This window comes from Ornithinimicrobium cerasi (assembly GCF_003702705.1).
Taxonomy (GTDB): domain Bacteria; phylum Actinomycetota; class Actinomycetes; order Actinomycetales; family Dermatophilaceae; genus Ornithinicoccus; species Ornithinicoccus cerasi.
This window is the reverse complement of record NZ_QZMN01000001.1, coordinates 388,270-409,355: the sequence shown is the minus strand read 5'-3', so window position 1 is coordinate 409,355 and position 21,086 is coordinate 388,270. Positions and strand designations below refer to the sequence as shown.

The 21,086-nt window shown below is 73.0% G+C and carries 16 protein-coding genes, 1 tRNA gene and 1 pseudogene; 8 read left to right on the top strand and 10 right to left on the bottom strand.

Annotated features, from left to right (window positions below; genetic code table 11):
- Nucleotides 1-570: 570 nt before the first annotated feature.
- Together D4B81_RS01910 and D4B81_RS01905 are read right to left on the bottom strand one after the other, a co-directional pair.
- Nucleotides 571-1,749, bottom strand: a complete 1,179-nt coding sequence (locus tag D4B81_RS01910) for an IS110 family RNA-guided transposase (RefSeq protein ID WP_122260809.1) — start codon at nt 1,747-1,749, stop codon at nt 571-573.
- 358 nt (nt 1,750-2,107) lie between these two features.
- A complete protein-coding gene (locus tag D4B81_RS01905) occupies nt 2,108-2,545 on the bottom strand; it encodes a VOC family protein (RefSeq protein ID WP_122260856.1) in 438 nt (145 codons plus the stop codon).
- Between the two features lie 186 nt (nt 2,546-2,731).
- On the opposite strand from D4B81_RS01905, the gene D4B81_RS01900 reads away from it, so the two are divergent.
- Both D4B81_RS01900 and D4B81_RS01895 read left to right on the top strand, forming a co-directional pair.
- Nucleotides 2,732-2,980, top strand: coding sequence for a ribbon-helix-helix protein, CopG family (locus D4B81_RS01900; protein WP_122260808.1), 249 nt, complete (start codon nt 2,732-2,734; stop codon nt 2,978-2,980).
- Nucleotides 2,977-3,249: a toxin gene (locus tag D4B81_RS01895; protein ID WP_122260807.1), complete on the top strand. Its 273-nt coding sequence runs from the start codon at nt 2,977-2,979 to the stop codon at nt 3,247-3,249. The genes D4B81_RS01900 and D4B81_RS01895 overlap by 4 nt, the downstream gene beginning before the upstream one ends.
- A 359-nt stretch (nt 3,250-3,608) precedes the next feature.
- Here the strand turns inward: D4B81_RS01895 and D4B81_RS01890 are convergent.
- Nucleotides 3,609-3,682 (bottom strand) — tRNA-Val (locus D4B81_RS01890).
- Nucleotides 3,683-3,903: 221 nt separating this feature from the next.
- The gene (locus D4B81_RS01885) at nt 3,904-4,824 is read right to left on the bottom strand and encodes an aminotransferase class IV (protein WP_337189854.1); all 921 of its coding nucleotides are present in this window, start codon (nt 4,822-4,824) and stop codon (nt 3,904-3,906) included.
- Nucleotides 4,825-4,877: 53 nt separating this feature from the next.
- Here D4B81_RS01885 and pta point away from each other — a divergent pair, with 53 nt between their 5' ends.
- Together pta and D4B81_RS01875 are read left to right on the top strand one after the other, a co-directional pair.
- Nucleotides 4,878-7,001: a phosphate acetyltransferase gene (gene pta, locus D4B81_RS01880; protein WP_122260806.1), complete on the top strand. Its 2,124-nt coding sequence runs from the start codon at nt 4,878-4,880 to the stop codon at nt 6,999-7,001.
- A gap of 1 nt (nt 7,002) precedes the next feature.
- Complete coding sequence (locus tag D4B81_RS01875; protein WP_122260805.1) at nt 7,003-8,208, top strand: acetate/propionate family kinase; 1,206 nt, start codon at nt 7,003-7,005, stop codon at nt 8,206-8,208.
- A 35-nt stretch (nt 8,209-8,243) separates the two neighbouring features.
- On the opposite strand, the gene D4B81_RS01870 is transcribed toward D4B81_RS01875, so the two are convergent.
- From D4B81_RS01870 to D4B81_RS19280, 3 genes and pseudogenes are all read right to left on the bottom strand, one after another.
- Nucleotides 8,244-9,815, bottom strand: a complete 1,572-nt coding sequence (locus D4B81_RS01870; protein ID WP_122260804.1) for a WD40 repeat domain-containing protein — start codon at nt 9,813-9,815, stop codon at nt 8,244-8,246.
- On the bottom strand, nt 9,782-11,479 hold the full coding sequence (locus D4B81_RS19285) for a WD40 repeat domain-containing protein (RefSeq protein WP_419866224.1): 1,698 nt from the start codon (nt 11,477-11,479) through the stop codon (nt 9,782-9,784). The genes D4B81_RS01870 and D4B81_RS19285 overlap by 34 nt, the downstream gene beginning before the upstream one ends.
- An 83-nt stretch (nt 11,480-11,562) precedes the next feature.
- Nucleotides 11,563-12,982 (bottom strand): annotated as a pseudogene (locus D4B81_RS19280) (nSTAND1 domain-containing NTPase); the annotation flags it as partial.
- A gap of 170 nt (nt 12,983-13,152) precedes the next feature.
- On the opposite strand from D4B81_RS19280, the gene D4B81_RS01860 reads away from it, so the two are divergent.
- Both D4B81_RS01860 and D4B81_RS01855 read left to right on the top strand, forming a co-directional pair.
- Nucleotides 13,153-13,350, top strand: a complete 198-nt coding sequence (locus D4B81_RS01860) for a hypothetical protein (RefSeq protein ID WP_122260802.1) — start codon at nt 13,153-13,155, stop codon at nt 13,348-13,350.
- A 30-nt stretch (nt 13,351-13,380) separates the two neighbouring features.
- Entirely contained in the window at nt 13,381-13,656 is a 276-nt protein-coding gene (locus D4B81_RS01855) for a hypothetical protein (protein WP_122260801.1), read from the top strand.
- Between the two features lie 141 nt (nt 13,657-13,797).
- On the opposite strand, the gene galK is transcribed toward D4B81_RS01855, so the two are convergent.
- Together galK and D4B81_RS01845 are read right to left on the bottom strand one after the other, a co-directional pair.
- The gene (galK, locus tag D4B81_RS01850; protein WP_122260800.1) at nt 13,798-15,009 is read right to left on the bottom strand and encodes a galactokinase; all 1,212 of its coding nucleotides are present in this window, start codon (nt 15,007-15,009) and stop codon (nt 13,798-13,800) included.
- A complete protein-coding gene (locus tag D4B81_RS01845; RefSeq protein ID WP_122260799.1) occupies nt 15,006-17,162 on the bottom strand; it encodes an alpha-galactosidase in 2,157 nt (718 codons plus the stop codon). The genes galK and D4B81_RS01845 overlap by 4 nt, the downstream gene beginning before the upstream one ends.
- Nucleotides 17,163-17,288: 126 nt before the next feature.
- Here D4B81_RS01845 and D4B81_RS01840 point away from each other — a divergent pair, with 126 nt between their 5' ends.
- Entirely contained in the window at nt 17,289-18,362 is a 1,074-nt protein-coding gene (locus D4B81_RS01840) for a DUF418 domain-containing protein (RefSeq protein ID WP_161964959.1), read from the top strand.
- Nucleotides 18,359-20,065 carry a gamma-glutamyltransferase gene (locus D4B81_RS01835; protein ID WP_122260797.1) on the top strand — a complete coding sequence of 569 codons (1,707 nt, stop codon included), beginning with the start codon at nt 18,359-18,361 and terminating at the stop codon, nt 20,063-20,065. Before D4B81_RS01840 ends, D4B81_RS01835 begins: the two co-directional genes overlap by 4 nt.
- Before the next feature lie 6 nt (nt 20,066-20,071).
- On the opposite strand, the gene D4B81_RS01830 is transcribed toward D4B81_RS01835, so the two are convergent.
- Entirely contained in the window at nt 20,072-20,608 is a 537-nt protein-coding gene (locus tag D4B81_RS01830; protein ID WP_202613525.1) for a DUF1697 domain-containing protein, read from the bottom strand.
- Between the last annotated feature and the right edge of the window lie 478 nt (nt 20,609-21,086).

Sequence of the window (21,086 nt, the reverse complement as noted above, 5' to 3'; positions counted from 1 at the left end):
TGGACCCCGGCCGAGCCCAGGCCCAGGACCGCCTGGACATGCGGGTCGGTGGCCACGTGCACGGCGAGGTCGTCCAGCCGGAGCAGGTTGGGATGCACGCTGTTCATCCTCCGAGCAGATCGGGACCGGTGCTCAGCTGCCAGACGCCGAGACCAGATTTGGTGTGCGGAGAGCCGTCGCCGGTGTCCAACCAGAGTCGTGGCGGACACCATTGTGAGAACCCCTCCTTCACGCACCCGGTGAACCGCTGCTCGCCGTCGACCGTGCTGTCCCGATGAACAACTTCAGCACGGAGGTCACCCTCCGCCCCGGATCCGCAACTCGACCAGGTCACCAATCGGGGGACGCAGGCCGGAGATGTGCAGGAAGGAACCCTAGGGATCGGCGCCCAAGAGGGAACTGCAAACGGAAAGGTGGAGGAAGATCGCGACATGTCGTCGTCCTTTCGATGAAGGTCGACGTTTCTGCCCGCACGGGTCACACCCACCGAGGTCGCGACAACGCACAGGCTAGACCAAGAGGGACGCCCGGCGCACCCTTCGGGACGCCCTCATCTGGCACCCCTCTGTGTCAAGACGCTGCTGGGAGGGTGGTCGTAGGCTTACTCATGGCGGGTCCGGGAAGTGGCTTGTCCGAAGAGCCGGCAGCGGGTTGTGAGCCGGTCGCGCTGGAGTCAGAGTCGTCACCCGAGTGCCCTCCCGGGCCCGTCGCCGCGTGCCCAGCGAGGTCGTCGAGCAGCGCCTTGTAGACCAGGTCGGACAGTCGGCGTTTGAGGCAGCGCATCGCTTCCATCGAGGTCTTGCCGGCGGCCTTCTTCCGGTCGTAGTAGACCCGGCCCTCGGTGGCGTTGCGCAGCTGGACCACGGCCATGATGTGCAGCACCCGGTTGATCGCTCGGTTGCCCTTGCGGGAGAGCCGGTGGCGGGTGTGGTCCCCGGAGGAGGCGTCGATCGGGGCGGTGCCGTTCCAGGACGCGAAGTGGTTGCGGTCGGGAAACCGGGTGACGTCACCGACCTCGGCGAGCAGCCTGGCGGCACCGGAGGGACCGATGCCGTGCAGGTCGAGCAAGGTGGTGCCGGTCGTCTTCACCAGCGCCTTCAGCTCCTTGTCCGCGGCCTTGCTGCGCGCGTAGATCGTGGCCAGGTCGGCCACGAGCTCGGCGGCGTGAGCCTTGCGGACCTTGCCCACCGTCGTGGTCGGGCGGACCGTCTTCAGCAGTTCCTTGGCCTGCGCCGCCGACAGCGACCGCTTGGCCCCGCCAGGGATGAGCTCGAGCAGGAGTCTGTGCAGCTGGCAGACCTTGCGGGTGTGCTCGCGGCCCAGCGAGGCGCGCCGGTCCACGCACATCCGCAGCAGCTCGGCCTGCTCGTCGGCGAGGACCGGCCGCAGCCCGGCCATCCGCACCCCGACCAGGGCGATGGAATGGGCGTCGGTGGCGTCGGTCTTGCGACCCTGGCCAGTGGCGAAGACCCGCACCCGTGCCGACATCTTCGCCGGCACGTCGACCACCGACTCACCGTCGGCGACCAGGCGGTCGGCGACGTGCTTGCCGATCCCGGCGCAGCCCTCGACCGCCCACACCCGCTGCGGCCAGGACCGGGCGTAGTCCAGCAGGCGGACGTACCCCTCTGCGTCGGTGGCGAACCGCCCGCCGCCGACGATGCTCTCATCAGCGGTCATCACCTCGATCGTGACGCTGCGCTTGTGCGGGTCCATCCCGATCACGACCTGGCCGATCTGCTCATCCATGCCCTTGCTCCCTTGCTCGTGCCAACAGGTGGTGTCGAGCTGGGAGGGCACCGCTACGTTCGGCTGGGCATACCCCTCTTGAGCCTCTCCCGGCCCTGGCGGTGACCGGGGCAGCGCAGGCCAAATGTGAGCCTCACACCAACGGCGTGGGCAGCCGCACTGAGAGCGGCAACCCCGGTCACCTAGGACCGAGCCTGGCCGGGCCTGATCCTGACGTCAATGAAACACGTAGCCGCGTGGAGGACGGCTACGCTCGTCCGACTTTGCCGCTGTGATCGCGTAGCGCCGCACCATGCCGCGTCGTGGTGTTGGGCTCGCGGTTGTGACCACGTACCATCGGCCGGCCGGGCTCTCGCGGTTAACCCTTCTTAAGTTCCTCAGCAAGCATCACGATGATGCCGCTGGGGCCGCGGACATAGGTCAGCTTGTAGACGTCTTCGTAGGTCGCCACCCCGCGTAAGGGGTGGCAGCCGTGCGCCGCGGCGATCTGCAGGGCCTCCTCGATGTCGTCGACTGAGAAGGCGACGCGGTGCATGCCGATCTCGTTCGGTCGAGTGGGTTCCGTTTCAAGCGCGGCGGGGTGGATGTACTCGAACAGCTCTAGCCGACCGTGTCCGTCTGGCGTCTGGAGCATGGCGATATTCGCATGGTTGCCATCGAGGCCAACCGCGGTGTCGGTCCACTCTCCGCGGACCGTGTCGCGGCCGAGCACCGTCATCCCGAGGTCGGTGAAGAAGGCGATCGCCGCCTCGAGGTCGCGGACGGCGATGCCGACGTTCTCGAGTTGGATTGGCATGCGCTTCACGCTACCGGTCCGGGCGCCGTCCTCCGTCCCGAAACCCGGCTCGGCACTCGCCCAGCGCAAGGCGCTACCCAGACCCCCCGCGTGGAGAACGGCTATGCACGCCCGACTCTCCGCATGCTGCACAGTCGTGCTGGAGGGCATCTTCCTGATGCCGGGTTTTCGTTATACGATTTTGCCATGGCAGATGACGACCAGGTGACGGACGAGCAGATCCAGAAGTGGGCTGACGAGGCCGAGGCTGGCTATGACGTCGAGGAGCTCAAACGCCGCGGCCGGGGCCGTCCCGGGCGCGGGGCCGAACCAACGCAGGTGATCGCCGTGCGGCTCACGGCCGAGGAGATCGCGGCGCTCGACGCGTACGCCGCCCGGGAGCACCTGTCCCGCTCCGAGGCGATCCGACGTGCGCTGGCCGGCTACGCCGCGTGAAGGTCCACCGCAGCGCGCTCAAGCACGGGGTCGTTCCCGAGGACGCGGTCCAGGCTGCGGACCTGTCGTTGTGGGTCGAGCCGCTCGAGGAAGACGAGTGGCCCCACCGCGAGCTGCGGCTCGGCTTCGACACCCAGGCACGGTTGCTGGAGAGGGTCGTGCTCGTCTTCCGTAGCGGCGAGGAGATGGTCATCCACGCGATGCCGGCCGCCGTCAGTTCTGGGACCTTCTGCCCTGAACCGAACGCACCCCTCTGCCGCGGGCAGTGACGCGGCACCGCAGACCCCTTTGACGAGCCCACCTTGGTCCGCGCCAGAGAATGCGATCTCCCCCGGGAGGTGCCGAGTGTTCTGGGCCGTCCTCGGGCGGGCGACGGCGAGTGGCGCGTACACCGGCTACTGCCAGAACGTGTCTGAGGACAAGCTTCGGGCTTCCTGCTCGTCGCGAAGCGCCACCGACGCGACATCTATCGACGCCTGGTTCGGATGCTGACCCCGCGAGAGTCCCCCCGCCTACTTGCGGCCATCCGACACGTATCCGACACGCTGAGGGCACTCGCGTGCCATGAAGAAGACCCCTCGCCTGCGTTTCCGCAGGCCAGGGGCCTCGTGACTGAGGAACAGTGGGGTGGACGTGAAGGGACTCGAACCCCTGACCTCTCGCGTGTGAAGCGAGCGCTCTAACCAGCTGAGCTACACGTCCAGGTGCACCTGATGGGCGCGGGGAATCACTCTAGCGACCTCCGCCCGCCGGACGAAATCGGTGCTGGGCCCCGGTCTGCGGCATCCGAGCAACCCGGACGACGATGCCCGTCCCGTGAGAGAGGGTCCCGTGAGAGTGGCCCGGGACGGCGCACTCCCACGGGACGCTCTTCCACGGGACGCACTCACACGGGACGCCAGGGCCGTCGCGGAGCGCGCGTCTCAGGGGTCGATGTCCTCGGCTGCGCGCCGCGCGAAGACGTCCTGGGCGCGCCGCGTCACCGGCCCCGCCGCGTCCCCCAGCTCGCGAGGAGTCACGGGCGGTGTCGCGAGCGTGAGTCCGCCGATCGTCCGGGTGCCCGGCACCACGTCGATGCGGGTCACGGCGCAGATGTCGCGCACGCTGGAGGTGATCCACACCTCGTCGGCGCGGTCCAGCACCGAGAGCGGCAGGCTGTCCTCCGCCACGTCGAAGCCCTCGTCCCGCAGCCAGTGCAGGGCGAGGTCGCGCGTCACCCCGGCGAGCGGACCGTCCTCGAGCCGGGGGGTGCGCACCACGCCGTCCACGACGACGAAGACGTTGGACCCGGTGCCCTCGCACAGCTGGCCGGCCGTGCTCCCCAGCAGCGCCTCGGAGGCACCCCGCGCCTTCGCGGCCGCCAGGGCCACGACGTTCTCGGCGTACGACGTGGACTTGACCCCGGCCAGCGCGCCGCGCTCGTTGCGCGTCCACGGGACCACGGCGACCTCCGCCGTCCGCGGCGGGGGGTCCTGCTCCACCGCCGTCACGAGGTATGTCGAGGCGCCGCCCAGGCGGTCGCTGCCGAGCGGTCCCGGTCCGGCCGTCACGGTCCAGCGCAGCCGCCCGAACGCGACAGGGCCCACGGCGAGCACCGCGTCGATGCCCTCCTGCACCCGGGCCCGGTCCAGGGGCGGGAGGCCGAGACCCGCCAGCGACCTGTCCATGCGGTCGTGGTGCCGGCGCAGCGCGAACACCTGCCCGTCGACCACCTTGGCGGTCTCGAACACCCCGTCCCCCACGGTGACCCCGTGGTCGAGGGCGTCGAGGGAGGGACCGTCGCCGACGAGGTGACCGTCGACCCAGACGCGCACGTCCGGCATACCCGAGGAAGGAGCGCTCACGGAGGGCCACTCTGCCACCTGGTGACCGGGGTCACCCGTCTAGGCTGACGACCATGCCGGGCGCCACCGCACTGTTCCTGTCCTCCGCCGAGTCCCGGTCGGGCAAGTCCGCCCTGGCCGTCGGCCTGCTCGCCGAGCTGTGCGCCCGCGGCGGGCGCGTCGGCGTCTTCCGACCGGTCGTCCTCGACACCGCCCACGACCCGCTGCTGGACCTCCTGCACCCGCTGTCCACGTCGCCGGCGCAGCAGGACACGGCCGTCGGGGTGACCTACGACGACGTCCACCGCGACCACGACGTGGCGGTCGGCACCGCGGTGGAGCGCTTCCACGCCTACGCCGCCGACCACGACACCGTGCTGGTGGTGGGCTCCGACTTCACCGGGGTCCCGGCGCCGACCGAATTCTCCGTCAACGCCGCCATCGCCGCACACCTGGGCGCCCCCATGGTGCTCGTCGTCCCGTGCCTGGACCGGTCGGTGGACGAGAGCGTCACCGCGGCCCAGGTGATCTACCACGAGGCCCGCAGCCGGCACGCCGACGTGGCCGCGGTCGTCGCCAACCGGGTGCCGCCGGAGGAGGCGGAGACCGTCCGCTGCGGCATCGTCGAGCGGCTCCGCTCCGAGGTCTCACCCACCGGCAAGCGGCGGGGCAGCGTCGGCGGTCGGGTGCCGGTCTACACCGTCCCCGGTGACCCGCTGCTCTCGGCACCGACGATGCGCGACCTCATGGGCGCTGTCGACGGGCGGCTCCTGCTGGGCGAGGAGGCCCTGCTCGACCGCGAGGTCACCGGGATGGTCGTGGCGGGGATGACCATGCCCCACGTGCTGGACCGGCTCCACGAGGGCTGCGCGCTGATCTGCCCCGGCGACCGGGAGGAGGTGCTCATCGCCTCGCTGCTCGCCCACCGCGCCTCGACCTTCCCCTCGCTGTCCGGGATCGTCCTCAACGGGGGGTTCCTGCCCAGCGAGCAGGTCCACCGGCTCGTCGAGGGCGTGGGGGTGGAGCTGCCCGTCGTCACCTGCACCACCGGCACCATGACCACGGCCACGGCCATCTCCCGCGTGCAGGCCCGCATCGGCCCCGGCTCGGCGCGCAAGATCGAGCGCGCCCGCACCCTCGTGCACCAGCACCTCGACGTCGACACCCTGCTGCCGCCCGGCGGGCAGCCGGCGGGGTCTGCCAGCACCCGCGTCGTGACGCCGCTCATGTTCGAGCACGAGCTCACCGCCCGGGCCCGCGCCGCCGGCGCCCACGTGGTGCTGCCGGAGGGTCTCGAGGACCGCATCCTGCGCGCCGCCGACACGCTGCTGGCCCGCGGCGTCGCCCGTCTGACGCTCCTGGGGGACGAGGCCGAGGTGCGCGCCCGGGCCGCCGCCCTCGGACTGCACCTGGACGAGGCCGCCGTGGTCGACCCGCGCACCAGCGACCTGCGCGAGGAGTTCGCCTCGACCTACGCCGGCCTCCGGGCCCACAAGGGCGTGACCGTCGAGGCGGCGCACGACCTCGTCACCGACCCCGCCTACTTCGGGACGCTCATGGTGCACGGGGGGCAGGCGGACGGCATGGTCTCCGGGTCGATCACGTCCACCGCCCACACGGTGCGGCCCGCCCTGGAGATCATCCGCACCTCCCCCGGCGTCTCGGTCGTCTCCAGCGTCTTCTTCATGTGCCTCGCCGACCGTGTCCTCGTCTACGGCGACTGCGCGATCAACCCCGACCCCAGCGCCGAGCAGCTCGCCGACATCGCGGTCAGCTCGGCGACGACGGCCGCCCGGTTCGGGGTCGACCCGCGCGTGGCGATGCTGTCCTACTCCACCGGCGGGTCCGGGTCGGGCGCGGACGTCGACAAGGTCCGGGCCGCGACCGAGCTCGTCCGCGAGCGCGCCCCCGAGCTGCTCGTCGAGGGCCCGATCCAGTACGACGCCGCCGTCGACCCGGCCGTCGCCGCGACCAAGCTCAAGGACTCGGCCGTCGCGGGCCGGGCGACGGTGCTGATCTTCCCCGACCTCAACACCGGCAACAACACCTACAAGGCCGTGCAGCGCAGCGCCTCCGCCGTGGCGATCGGGCCGGTGCTGCAAGGTCTCAACGCCCCGGTGAACGACCTCTCCCGGGGGGCGACGGTGCGCGACATCGTCAACACCGTGGCCATCACCGCCATCCAGGCGAGGGGCTGACATGACCTCCACCGGCACCCGGCGCGTGCTCGTCATCAACGCCGGCTCCTCGTCCCTGAAGTACCAGCTCGTCGACCCCGGGACCGGGGCCTCGGACGCCACCGGCCTCGTGGAGCGGATCGGGCTGCCCGCCGGGCGCGTGCGGCATACCTGCGCCTCCGGCACCCACGCGCACGAGACCACGGTCCCCGACCACGTCCGTGCGATGGAGCTGCTGCGCACCGCCTTCGCCGAGCACGGTCCCGACCTGGCGCAGGTCGACCTGGTCGCCGTCGGTCACCGGGTCGTGCACGGCGGTGCCGACTTCAGCGCCCCGACGGTGGTGACCGGGGCGGTCGTGGACACCATCCGCCGGCTGTTCCCCCTCGCACCCCTCCACAACCCCGGCAACCTGCAGGGCATCGAGGTCGCCCAGCGGGTCTTCCCCGACGTGCCGCAGGTCGCGGTCTTCGACACCGCCTTCCACCAGACGCTGCCGCCGGCCGCCTCGACGTATGCCGTCCCGCGCGCCTGGCGCGAGCAGTACCGCGTGCGCCGCTACGGCTTCCACGGGACCTCGCACGCCTACGTCTCCCGGCGCGTCGCCGACCTCCTCGGTCGTCCCCTGGCGGCCGTCGCCACGATCGTGCTGCACCTGGGCAACGGGGCCAGCGCGACGGCCGTGGACGGCGGCCGCAGCGTCGACACGTCGATGGGGCTCACCCCGCTCGAGGGCCTCGTGATGGGGACGCGGCCCGGCGACGTCGACCCCGGCCTGCCACGTCACCTCGCGGAGGTGGCCGGGCTGAGCGTCGAGGACTACGACCGGGCGCTGTCCACGGAGAGCGGCCTGCTGGGGCTCACCGGCTCCGCCGACATGCGCGACGTGGAGCAGCGGGTCCAGGACGGCGACCCCGACGCGCGGCTCGCCTTCGACGTGGTCGTGCACCGGCTGCTGCACTACGTCGGGGCGTATGCCGCCGTGCTGGGCCGGCTGGACGCGATCGCCTTCACCGCCGGCATCGGCGAGCACAGCCCGCTCGTGCGCGCCGCCGTCGTCGACCGCCTCACCGGCTTCGGGGTGCGCCTCGACGAGGCGGCGAACGAGGCTGCCCACGGCGAGGCGCTGATCAGCAGCCCCGACAGCTCGGTCGCGGTGTGGGTGGTGCCCACCAACGAGGAGTGGGAGATCGCCCGGCAGGCGGCGGAGCTGGTCGGCCACGACTGACGGAGCGGGACCGGACCCGAGGGCGCGCTGCGGGGTCAGGTCTGGCGGACCAGCAGCTGGTCGCCCCAGAGGTAACGCTCGAAGACCGGTCCGCGGAACCCGTCGGCGTGCAACCTCACGTCGCCGTCCTCGACGCTGAACCGCGCCTCCAGGTACAGGCCGAGGTAGCACCAGGTGCCGCGCTCCGCGTCGAGCCGCAGCAGGTCCCCCGTCACGGTGTAGGTGCCCGCGCAGTGGGCCTCGGCCCCCTCGACCTGCCCGGACGTGGCCACGTCCCGCACCACGCGGACCGACCGGTCCTCCAGGTGCAGCCGCATGCCGGGTGCCTCGCCGAGGATCTCGGCGGACAGGGCGGCGAGCTCCTCGGTCGACCTCTGGTCGAGGGCCGCTCCCTGCTCTGCCTCGACGCCGTCCCGCATGTCCGCGTGGAGATCCTCGGCGCGCTGGGGCAGCAGGTAGGTGCCGTCCAGGTCGGTGGCGGTCGCCCCGTCCCGCAGCTGCCCCAGGGACGGGCAGGACGCCTCGAAGCCGTAGCTGCGGCACTCGGCGGTCGTCAGGGGTCGGTTCAGCCCTTCCCGAGCGACCGCGACGAGCTCGCTCGGGTCCGTCAGGACCGTGTCCAGCGTCCCGTCGTCGCGCAGCAGAACCAGTCGCCGGTCGTCGAGCCAGGCCACGGCGTGGACCGCTTGGCCGACGGGGATCTCGTGCACCAGGTCCAGGGTTCCGGTGTCCCACAGGCGAACCAGGCCCTGCGAGGCGGCCGTGGCCACGCGGCTGCCGTCGGGGCTGAGCTCGGCGTCCATCACGGTGCCCTCGTGCAGTGACTGTCGTGAGTGCTGCGGGACCAGCGTCTCCCGGTCGAGGACGTGCAGCGTGGCGTCCGCGCCGCCGCCCGGCGCGCCGACGTTGGTGACGGCGACGAGGTCACCGCCGCCCAGGAAGCCCACGACCGGCATGTACCAGGCGTCGAGCACCGGCGCCGCCGACCGTCGTGCCACCTCCCAGCTGTCGACGTCCAGGACGACGACGTGGCTGCTCTCCGTGCTGACGACCAGCTCCGACCCGTCGGGGGTGAAGACGAGGTGGGTCGGTGCTCCTCCGGTCTCCGGGTCGGCGAGGGTGGCGGCGTGCAGGAGCTCGCCCGAGCCGGCGTCCCACACGGCCAGACCCCCGGACGACCCCGGGCACATGACGGCCGCCACCAGCCCACCGTCCGGGGAGAACGCCACGACGCACGGGTCCAGGAAGAACGGCTCCTCCGGAAACGGGGCGCAGCCGTCGTCGATCCCACCTGTCTCGCTCCACAGGAGCGGGCACATGCCGTCGAGCCTGACGGGATCGGCCCCGGCGTCGGCGGCCAGGACCTCGAGGTGGAGCTGGTTCACCGCCCCCGCGGGCGCACCCGCGGGAAGGTCACCCACGGACTCGCGCCACTGCATACCGGAGGCGGACCACACGACCCGCCCGGCGTCCAGCTGCGTCGACCGAGCCGTCGCGAGATCGGTGCGGTGGTGGCTCCACGACGGGGCGTCCTGGCAGCGGACGGTCGTGTGCACGCCACCGTCCCGGACGATCATCTGGGTGTTGTCGCTCGTGACGGGGCACACCCGGCCCCGGTGCCGCCCTCCCCGCGGTGCGGATCCACCACTGCCACCTCGATCCCCGTCGCGTCCGCCACGGTGACCAGTCCGTCCGCCGCCACCGACACGCTGCAGGCGCGCAGCCCACGGTGCGAGGCGAGGCGCTCTCCTGTCCGGAAGTCCCACCAGCTCACGGTGCCGTCCTCGGTCACGGTGGTCAGGCTCTGCCCGTCGGGGTGGAAGTCCGCGTAGAAGGCGATCCCCCTGGGGTCCTCGAACGTCACCTCGTCGCCGGTCGCCACCTCGCGCACGGTCCAGGCCTGGAACCCCTGGAGCACCCAGGCACCGTCCGGGGAGATCTCGCGGAGCGTGTCGCCGGCCCACCGGGCGACCTCGTCGCCGGAGGCGAGGTCCCGCACGACCACCTCACGGGTCTCTCCCGCTCGGTCCTCGTGCACGACGAACCGGCCGTCCGCGCTGAGACGGGTTGAGCCGATGAGGTTCGTGATGCCCTCGGCCAGGACCGTCCGTTCGCCCGACCGACGGTCGACGAGGACCAGGTCGCGTCCCTTGCTCAGGGTCCAGTCGCAGCGCGGGCTCGCAGCGGCGTAGACGACGACATGCGTCTGCGTCGCACCCAGGAGACCTCCGCCGCACGCGCCGACGTCGACGACGTCGGCGAGCTCGTAGGTCACGGTGTCGTAGACGTGTACCCCGAGCAACCCCGGCGGCGGCTCGTCGTTCGGCGGACCGATGCGCCCCGAGTGCGTGGGGTTCCACAGCACTCCGGCCGCGAGCTCGGTGCCGTCGGGGGTGAAGTAGGCCCTGTCGAAGATGGCCGACGCAGCGTCCACCGTCCTCGGGAGCTCCAGGGTGGCCACGGGCCGACCGTCGAGCTGCTGCACCTCCACGAACCTGGTGCCGGCGTCCGGCCACTCGCTGGTCATGGCCACCCGGTCCCCGTCGGGGTGGAGGTCGGCGGTCAGCCGCCCGAACGCGTGCGGGAGGCTCAGGCGACCCACCACCTGGTCCGTCGCGAGGGCCTGGTGGAGGGCGGCGGCCGTCTGCACGCTCGGGGTCTGCGGGCCCGCCTCGGCTGCGGCCACGGCGAGCGTCCGCCCCAGACCGGGGTCCGAACCGAGGGCCCCCAGCGAGGACGCCGCCAGCTCGTGGGCCCGCGCCCGCAACGCCTCGGCGTCCGCCCGGTCGGCCTGACGCAGCGCGGAGGTGCCGAGCAGCGTGGCGACGAGCGCCACGACGGCCACGGCGGAGGCGAGGACCCGGAGCCGCCGCACGCTCCGTCTCTGCCGTTCTGCCTCCTCCTCCAGCCGGCGGAGCTCACGCTGGTGGACCGTCCGGCCGGCGTCGAGGTAGTCGCGCTCCACCTGGGTCAGCGACGGGGAGACCCGGTGCTCCCACTCGGAGGCCGCGGCCAGACGTGCCCCGCGGTAGAGCTCGTCCTCGGGTCGTCCGGCGGCGTCCCACGCCAGGGATGAGTCCGTGAGGTGGTGCCAGAGCAGCTGGCCCTGCAGGTCGTCGGCGAGCCAGCGTCGAAGGCGTGGCCAGGCGCGGACGAGCGAGGCGTGGGCGATCTCGACGGCGCCCTGGTCGCGGGTGAGCAGGCGGGCGCGGACCAGCCGCTCCACGATGCGCTGCCGCTGGTCGTCGGGGGCGACGACGTCCCGGGGCATCCGGGTGAGCACCGGTTCGCGGTCGGGCTGGGGGTGACGAGGCGCAGGAGCAGGTCGCGGAGCGCCGACTGCTCCTGCGCCGTGAGGTCGCGGTAGACGTGCTCGGCCGACTGCGCCACGGCCCCCTGGATGCCCCCCGACGCCTGGTACCCCGAGACCGTCAGGGTGCGTCCCTCCCGGAGCTGCCAGGTCTGCCGGAGGGCGTGGGCAAGCATGGGCAGGGCACCGGGCTGCCCGGCCACGTCGCGGACGAGGACGTCGACCAGCCCCGGCTCGAGGAGCAGGCCGGCGAGTCGCGCCGGCCCCTCGACGACCTCGCGGAGGGCCTGCGGCTCGAGGCGGGTCAGGAGGTAGAGGCCGGGCTCCACGAGGCGCACGAGGTCGGGATAGGCGGCGAGCTCGCCCAGGCGGTCGGCGGCGACGGCGATCACGGACGAGCTTCTCGGACTGGTCCACGACCAGGACGACGTCGTCCCGGGGTCCGACCCCGCCGAGCGCAGTCCGCAGGCTGGCCTGCGGACGGGCGCCGGGGGTCATCACCACGACCCGGTGACCCCGGTCAGCCAACCGCGACGCCACCCCCGCCCGCACGAGGGACGACTTCCCGGACCCCGACGGACCGACCACCGCCAGCACACCGTGGGCCGTCCACGTCGTCAGGCACTCCCCGATCTCCCGCTCCCGGCCGAAGAAGGTCGCCGCGTCCTCGACGTCGAAGGGGACCAGGCCGGGGTAGGGCGACTCAGCGGACGGTGAGGGTGCCTCACCCAGGTCCAGGGACGGGTCGTGACGCAGGATCGCCTCCTCCAGCCCGACGAGCTCCGGCCCGGGATCCAGGCCGAGCTCGTCGACGAGGTGCTCACGAGCACGGCGCAGGGTGGTGAGCGCGTCGGCCTGCTGGCCGGCCTGGTACTGCGCCCGCGCCAGGATGTGCCAGCGTCGCTCCCGGAGCGGTTGCTCGCCGACGCGGGTCCGCGCCTCCGCCACCACCTCGTGGTGCTGGCCGGAGGCGATGCGCGATTCGAGCAGGAGCTCCTCGGCCTGCAGCCGCAGCGTGGTGAGCCGTTCGGCCTCGAGGCGTCCCGGTTCCCACTCCTCCAGCTCGGGCAGCGGCTGACCACGCCACAGGTCCAGCGCCTGCTGCGCGGTGTAGGCGGCGCGGTCCGGCGCACCCAGGGCGAGCTGCTCGAGCCCGTCCGCCAGCAGCCTCTCGAAGAGGCGGGCGTCCACCTCGTGCGCCGGCAGGACGAGCCGGTAGCCGGTGGGCCCGGTCCGGATCGCGTCCGCCTCCACGACGCGACGCAGGCGGACGACGCACCCCTGGACCACCTTCGACCCGCTGGCCGGGGGGACCTCACCCCAGAGCGCCTCGGCGAGGGTGTCCACCGACACCTCCAGGCCCAACCGGGTGACGAGGGCCCCCAGCACCACCCGGTCGCGCGGCGCCAGCGACGCGGTCCCCTCCCCCGTGACGACCAGCGGACCCAGGACGTTGATGGCCATACCTCACGGTCCCGTCGCCCCTGACACCACGTCAAGCCCCGCCCACCTGCACGTTTACCGAGCGGATACCGGTGCGGCACCAGACCGGTACCGCCCGGACCCATGGTGATGGCACCGGGCCGCAGGGGCTCGGGACAGCTGACCACCACCTCGAACAAGGAGTCATCACCATGAGCTTCCAGAACCTCGACCTGGCCCGTTCGGTCGCCGTCGAGCGCGAGCGGGACCTGCAGGTCCGGCTCGCCCAGCGCCAGGCCGACCTCAGCCGGCCCTCCGTCACCCAGGACCTCAGCCCCGTGGCCGCCCTGGCCCAGCGCTGGCACGACGCCCTCGTGCACCTGCACTTGGCGCACCGAGCCGCCCGGTGACCACCGCACCCTCACCGAAGGAGATCCGTCATGAGCACCATCCGCACCCGCATCACCACCGCCCTGGTGGCGACCGGCCTCACCGCCGCCCTCGCCGCCTGCGGCGGCGTCTCAGCCCTGCCGCAGCCCGCGGCGGAGCCCGCGGCACCGGCCGCACCGGCCCCCGCGCAGCCGCGCGGGGTGCAGTACGCCGACTCCGACATCATCCTCAAGCAGAAGGTGTCCGAGCTGCGACGCAGCCGCCTGGACCCCGGCTGCGAGCCCGCCACCCTGGACCGGGTCATCAGCGACCACGTCCGGGAGTAGCTGCAGCAGCAGTGCGAGGAGGACGCCGCGCTCCACGACCGCTGGAACGAGCCCCGCAAGGGCGGCGGCGTGCCCACCTTCGAGTGAGCCGGACGGACGAGGGGCCGCGGTGATCCGCGGCCCCTCCCCCGTGCCCGGGCCTCAGCCGGTCGGTCGGGGACCGAGGCGGCCGGCCGGTCGGCTGGGGGCCGCCTCCAGGAAGTGCGGTTCCGTCAGGCCCTCGTCCGCGAAGGCCTCGGCCACCGCCCCGGCCACGAGCTCGACGTCCTCCCGGTCCACCAGCGCGATCGCCGACCCGCCGAAACCCCCTCCGGTCATGCGCGCACCGAGGGCCCCGGCACCGAGTGCTGCGGTGACCGCGACGTCGAGCTCGCGGCAGGACACCTCGTAGTCGTCCCGCAGCGACTCGTGCGAGCCCGTCATCAGCGACCCCACGAGCACTGCGTCCTGCTCCTGCAGCGCCCCCACGAGGTCCAGCACGCGGCCGTTCTCCGTCACGACGTGGCGCACCCGGGCCATCCCGTCCGGCACGTCCGCCAGCGCGCGCCGCACGTCCGCGTCCTCCAGCCGCCCGGGATCCAGCTCCCGCAGGGAACCCACCCCCAGGGCCGTGGCTGCGCTCTCGCAGGCGTGGCGGCGCGCCGCATACTGACCGTCCGCGAGCGAGTGGTGCGCGCGCGTGTCGACGACGAGGACCTCGTGCCCCGGCAGGGTCCAGGCCACCGGCAGCACCGAGTGCTCCCGGGCGTCGATGAGCAGCAGGTGCTCGTCGACCGCACGCAGCGAGACGGTCTGGTCCATCCCGCCCGTGGCCGCGCCCGCCACCTCGTTCTCGGCGCGCACGCAGGCGGCCGCGAGGTCTGCGTCGCTCAGCCCGGCAAGACCCCGGACCAGGTCCCTCACCGCCACCCCCACCGAGCAGGAGAGCGCCGCCGAGGACGACAGCCCCGCACCCAGGGGCACGTGGCCGTCGACGAGGACGTCGAGGCCGAGGCCGTCCGGCAGCCGGTCCCCCAGCGCCCACACGACCCCCGCGACGTAGGCCGGCCAGCCCTCGGGACGCCCCGGTCCGACCTCCTCGACGCGCCCCTGCCACGACGAGGGCTGCTGGGCCGAGGCGATGCGCAGGACACCGTCGCCGCGGACCCGGACCGCGGCGTAGGTCCGGTGCGGCAGCGCCAGGGGCAGCGCGAACCCGCCGTTGTAGTCCGTGTGCTCGCCGATGAGGTTGACCCGGCCCGGGGCCGCCCAGACACCGTCGGGCGCCACGCCGAACCGCCGCCGGAAGCTCTGGTCGAGGGTCTCGGCGACCGTGTCGTCGTCGGCCGGCTCCAGCCAGGTCAGGTTGCTCATCGGGTCTCCTCCGCCGAGATGAGGTGGGAGTGCTCGGGCAGGAGGGGGAGCATGGGAAGGCCGACCTCGGTCAGCACCACGCCCGGCAGCACCAGGCCCTCACGGGTCCAGGGCACCACACCCCGTCCCTCGAGCACGGGGGTCGCCCCCGGTGAGGGCACGCCCACCCGGTAGCGGCGGGCCGGGTCGAGGCCGGGCAGCCGAACCCTGCCCGGACCGGTGGTGTGCGGACGCGCGACGGCCGCCACCGAGTAGAGCGCCCGGTCCCGGTCCGGCGAGACCACCCCGTGCACCCGGACGGCCTCGGCGTGGTGGTCGCCGTTGACGACCACACCCTCGTGCAGCAGCGCGCGGTGGGCCTTGTGGAAGGCGACCCAGGAGGCCAGCTCCTCGCGCTCCTCGGGGCTCGCGGACGTGAGGTCCCACTCGATGCCCAGGTGGCCCCAGATCGCCGTCCCGGCGCGGAAGGACAGGTCGTGGCGGCGGCCCGTCGTGTGGGCCCGCGGCGAACCGACGTGGGTCCCGACCCACCCGGGAGGCAGCAGCGCCATGGTCCAGCGCTGGATCTGCTGCCGCTCCAGCGGGTCGATGCAGTCGGAGGCCCACACCCGGACGCAGCGTTCCAACACGCCGAGGTCGACGCGCCCGCCCCCGCCCGCGCAGGACTCGATCTCCAGCCCGGGCTGCGCGGCGATAAGCTCGTCCATGAGGCGGTAGGCCGCCAGCGTGTGCGCGCGTACCCCCGCCTCGCCGCCGGGGGCGTGCCCCGCGTCGTTCAGGTAGCGGTTGTGGTCCCACTTCAGGTAGGCGATCTCGTAGGTCCACAGCAGGTCCAGCAGCTGGTCCCGGACGTGGGCGTAGGCGTCCGGGTGGCCCAGGTCCAGGACCTGCTGCTGCCGCGAGTCCAGGCCGCGACGCCCGCCGGCGGCGAACAGCCACTCGGGGTGGGCACGCGCGAGGTCGGAGTCCTGGCTGACCATCTCGGGCTCCACCCAGAGCCCGAACTCCATGCCCAGGCCTCGCACGTGGTCGATCAGCGGTCCGAGGCCGTCCGGCCAGACGTCCGGCGACACCGTCCAGTCACCCAGGCTCGTCGTGTCGTCGCGCCGGCCGCCGAACCACCCGTCGTCGAGCACGAACCGCTCCGCTCCCACCTCAGCACCCAGGTCGGCGAGCTCGGTCAGCCGCTCGAGCGACTGGCCGAAGTAGACGGCCTCCCACGTGTTGAGGGTGACCGGGCGCGGCCGGGTCGGCGCGTGCGGCCGGGAGCGCAGCCACGCGTGGAACCGGGCGGTCACCTCGTCGATACCGGTGCCGTGCGCGGCATACATCCAGGGGGTGGTGCAGGACTGACCGGGCGAGAGACGCACCTCCCCGTGCTCCAGCGCCTCCCCCGACCCCAGCAGCCGGGCGCCGTTGTGCAGCCGCTCGGCATAGGTCTGCTGGTTGCCGCTCCAGCCGAGGTGGACCGCCCAGACCTGCCCGTGCCGCGCCCCGAAGCCCGGCTCCCCGGCGCACAGGAGGTGCACCGCGTCCAGCCCGGTCCGCCCGGTGCGGACCTCGCGCGAGTGCACCCCGGCGGGGAAGGGCTGGCGCTGCGGGATCCGCTCGAAGGTGTGCCGCCCGGTGAAGTCGAGCAGCTCGCCGGCCTGCTCGGGCACGGGCAGGGTGTGCCGCACAGCGCCGACGACGTAGTCCTCCCCACCGGTGCTCGTCAACGTGGAACGCAGGCGCAGCAGCCCGCCGGGGTGGAGCTCGATCTCGAGCTCGATCTCCAGGTATGCCGCCACGTCGGCCGCGCGGACGACGACCCGCTGGGTGCCGTCGGGGGTGGTCGAGGCGAGCGCCGGTCCGGTGGTCCGGAAGGCGGGTGACCAGTCGCGCCCGGCCCGGGAGCCTTCCACGCCCGGCCGGCCGATCCAGGCGCGGGCGTGCTCGGGCAGCACCGGGACGGCGTCCGCCACGTCGAACGGGCTGTCGAAGAACGCCACCCGACCGGCCGTGGTGAGCGCGCTCAGGTCGTCCGTCGAGAGCTCGCCGAGGTCGGTGCCCCAGTGGCGGACCACCGGCAGCGACCCGTCAGCGAGATCGAGGACCACGGACGTGCCGGAGGCGCGGAGATGGAGGTGCTGGGGCGGCGGAGGGAGGGGCACCGCACCACCTCACTGCATGGCAGGGTCGGCTGTCCAGCCCGGGCCGCCCTGCTCGTTAGGCTTGAGGTCCACGGACGACGGGAGCGGACCACGGAGACCTCGGCGACGGCGCATGCCCAGACCCAGGTGGGACCCCGTCCCCGCCTGGTCGGTCTGGACGCCGCGCGTGCCCTGGCGATCATCGGCATGGTCGTCGTCAACGTCGGGCCGACCAACGCCGAGACCGTCCTGGAGCGGCTCTACCTCCTCCCCTTCGGCAGGGCGTCGGTGCTCTTCGTGACGATCGCCGGCCTGGGCATGGGGTTCTTCCTGCGCCGCCGGTCGGGGTGCGCCCTGTGGTCGCCGCTCGCCTGGCGGGTGCTGCTGCTCCTCGTCGTGGGGCTGGCGCTGCAGTCGACGACGCAGACGGTCAGCGTCATCCTGCCGACCTACGCGGTGCTCTTCCTGCTGGCTCCGCCGCTGTGGCGGCTGCCCACGCGGTGGCTGGTGGCGCTGACCCTGGTGGTCACCGTCGCGGGACCGGCGGTGCTCGTGCGCTACGACATCACTCACCTGGGGATCGAGGACCAGGGCCCGAGCCTGGGGACTCCCCCGGACGAGGCGCTCCGCTCCCTGCTCATCACCGGCCCCTACCCGCTGCTGAGCTGGACGGTGCCCTTCGTCGTGGGTCTGATCCTCTCCCGGGTGGACCTCACCAGCACCGCACTAGTGCGCCGGCTCGCCGTCTGGGGAGGGGTCGCAGCGGTGGGAGCCTTCGTCGTGGCGACGACGGCCACCGCCCTGCTGGGCCCGCGGGCCGACCGCGGCTGGCCGCGGCTGCTCACCGGGGTGGCGCACGGGCAGATGCCCCTGTGGCTGGTGAGCGCGACCGGGGGCGCGGTCCTCGTGATCGCGGCCTGTCTGCTGCTCGGTCGGCGTCTTGGCCGGCTCATGTCGGGCCTGGCGGTCATGGGCACCTACGCCCTGACCCTCTACGTGCTGCACGTGCTGGTCCTCGCGGTCGTCAAGCCGGACGAGGGCCTGGGCAGCTTCATCGCGGGGGCGGGCGTCAGCGCCGGGCTGCTGGCCCTGCTCGTGCTCGTCGTCGTCCTCTGGGAACGCACGGGGCTGCCCGGTCCGTTGGAGTGGGTGCTGCGCCACCCGTGGCTGCGACCACCTCCCCCCGTCGAGCACCCGACCGCCCAGGAGACCCCGCGATGACGACCGACCCCCGACGTGCCGGCGCCCTGCTCCTGCTGCCCGCCCTGCTGCTCGCCGCCTGCACGGGGGGAGTCGACCCCGCGCCGCCGGAGGCGACGGCGACCGCCGAGCCCGAGGCACGGCATACCTCCGCACCGGCACCGGACCCGGCGCCGACGACGGACGAGGCCGCGGTGACCACGGCCGCCGACCCCGGCCCGGTCCTCGGAGCCGCGGGGGTCGCCGCCGGGCACCAGCTCGCCGCGGACGCGGGCATGGAGATGCTCGAGGCGGGCGGCACCGCGGCCGACGCCGCCGTCGCTGCTGCCCTCGTCGACTCCGTCATGCAGCCGCACACCTCGGGCCTGGGCGGCGGCGGGGCCGCGGTCGTGCTCACTGACGGGGTGGCGCAGAGCTATGACTACCGGGAGGAGGTCAGCGCGACGGGGGTGATCCCCCCGTCCGGGACGGGGGTCCCGGGGTATGCCGCGGGCCTCGGCCGGTTGCACGCGGACCACGGGGTGCTGCCGTGGGAGAGCGTGGTCGCCCCGGCCGTCGAGGTCGCCACCGAGGGAGGCCCGGTCTCCGGCTTCCTCTCCGACGCGCTCGCCGACTTCGGACTCCCCGCCACCGAGGGGATGCCACAGTTCCGGCGCTCAGACGGGTCGCCCGTGCGCGAGGGCGACCTCCTGATCCAGGAGGACCTGGCCGCCACGCTGCGCACCCTCGCTGCGGAGGGACCGGGCTCCTTCTACAGCGGGAGCCTCGCCGAGCCACTGCTGCAGGAGCCCGGGCTGGACGCCGCGTCCCTCGCCGACTACGAGGTGGTGGTCTCCGAGCCGCCGCGCGGGCAGGTCGGCGAGCACGTCCTGCTCTCCGCAGCCCCGGCGCTGCCGGGTGCCGCCCTCGTCCAGCTCGCCCAGGTGGCCGAGGCCGCGGGTATCGGCGACGTCGACCCCTACTCCCCCGAGTTCGTCGACCTCCAGTCCCGGGCCTGGACGGTGGCCAACGAGTCTGTGCAGACGGTGCTCGGCGACCCCCGGTTCGTCGACGTGCCGGTCGACTCGCTCACGGACGCCGAGCGCAACGCCGGGCTCGCGGACGAGCTGCTGGCCACCGGCTCCGCGGACGACGCGGTCTCAGCGGGCCTGCCGGCCTATGAGGGCGGCGGCAACACCACCCACGTCGCCGTGGTCGACGAGGACGGGAACGCCGTCTCGATGACCAACACGATCACCCACTACTGGGGCAGCGGCCGGTCCGTGGGCGGCTACTTCCTCAACGACCAGCTGACCCGCTTCGAGGCGATGGGCAGGACGGAGGCCAACCGGCCGGAGGCGGGGCGACGCTCGGTGAGCTGGAGCGCGCCGTCGATGCTGCTGGACGATCAGGGTCGCGCGGTGCTCGTTCTCGGCACGCCCGGAGGGCAGCAGATCCCAAACACGATCGCGGCCGCCGTGCTGCGCTGGAGCCTGCACGGAGAGGGCCTGGAGGCCATCGTGCGCGCGCCCCGCTTCGTGCTGGCCGAGGGCGAGATGGCGCTGGAGACGGGTGACCTCGCGGCACCGCTGCAGGACCTGGGGTATGCCGTACGCGTGGTCGACCCGTCGCTGCGCAGCGACTTCGGCTCGTTGCAGGTGCTCGAGGTCGACTGGGAGGGCGGGGTGGTCAGCTCCGTGGCGGACGACCGCCGGTCGGCCGGTTTCCGGGTCAGCGGGCCCTAGTCCTGCTCAGCACCACTTCTGCACCAGGGCGCTCAGGACGGTCTGGTTGCGGGTCGTCGCCACTCCCAGCAGCCGTTCCAGGCGGTCGGACTGTGGCCCGCCCTGACCCAGGACGTGGTCGGTGACCACGTGCACGGCGCGGCCCACGACCAGCACGGCCACCCCGGGCTCGGTGGCGTCGGTGACCTGGGCGGAGACGCCGGGGCCGGGCTCCTCCTTGAGGAGGGACACATAGTGACGGACCACCTCGGGGCGACCGGTCGCGAGCTCCTCCCCCGCCCGGACCACCTCCACCAGCTCCTCGGGCCGGAAGGCGATCGTCGGGACCGGAAAGCCCCGGTCGGCGAGGAAGGCCTCCTCCAGCGCGTTCTCCACCGAGGCACGCGACCGGCGGGACGTCGAGAGCAGGACGTTGCCGGTGTTGATGTGGGTGGCCACGTCGCGGAACCCGGCACCCTCGACGCAGGCCCGGATCGCGTCCTTCGGGAACTTGCGGTGCGCCCCGAGGTTGATGGCGCGGAGGAAGGCGATGTATCGCGTCACCGTCGTCACACCCCGCCGGGCCTGCGAGTGTCGGCGGCGGGGATCTCCACGGTGCTGCTCATCCCGTCATGGTAGGGACGGCCCGACGGTCGTGGTCGCTCGGCCGTCGCGCGCGACCGAGGTGGGAGAGAGCCGGCAGGTCTAGGATCGGATTCACGGCTGGCAGCGCTGCTGCTGGTCGAGGCCCACGGGTCAGGTCTCGCCACCTACCCGTGGGCCGCCCTGCGCCGTCACCCCGCTGAGCCCTCGGCGGGCTCTCGGCCCGACCCTTCTGGCACGAATGTGGCACTGACCAGGTCAAGAAAGGCCCCCGAGGGCGTCTCCGCTGCTCAGAGGCCCTTCAAAGATGGTGGGCGATACTGGATTTGAAATTTTGTGAGAGGGGGCCACCACAGACCCCTTCCCGGCGTCCACTTTGCTGGTAAACTCGCAGGTCAGAGGGCATATCGACAAGGGACAAAGTTGGACACGTCTTGAC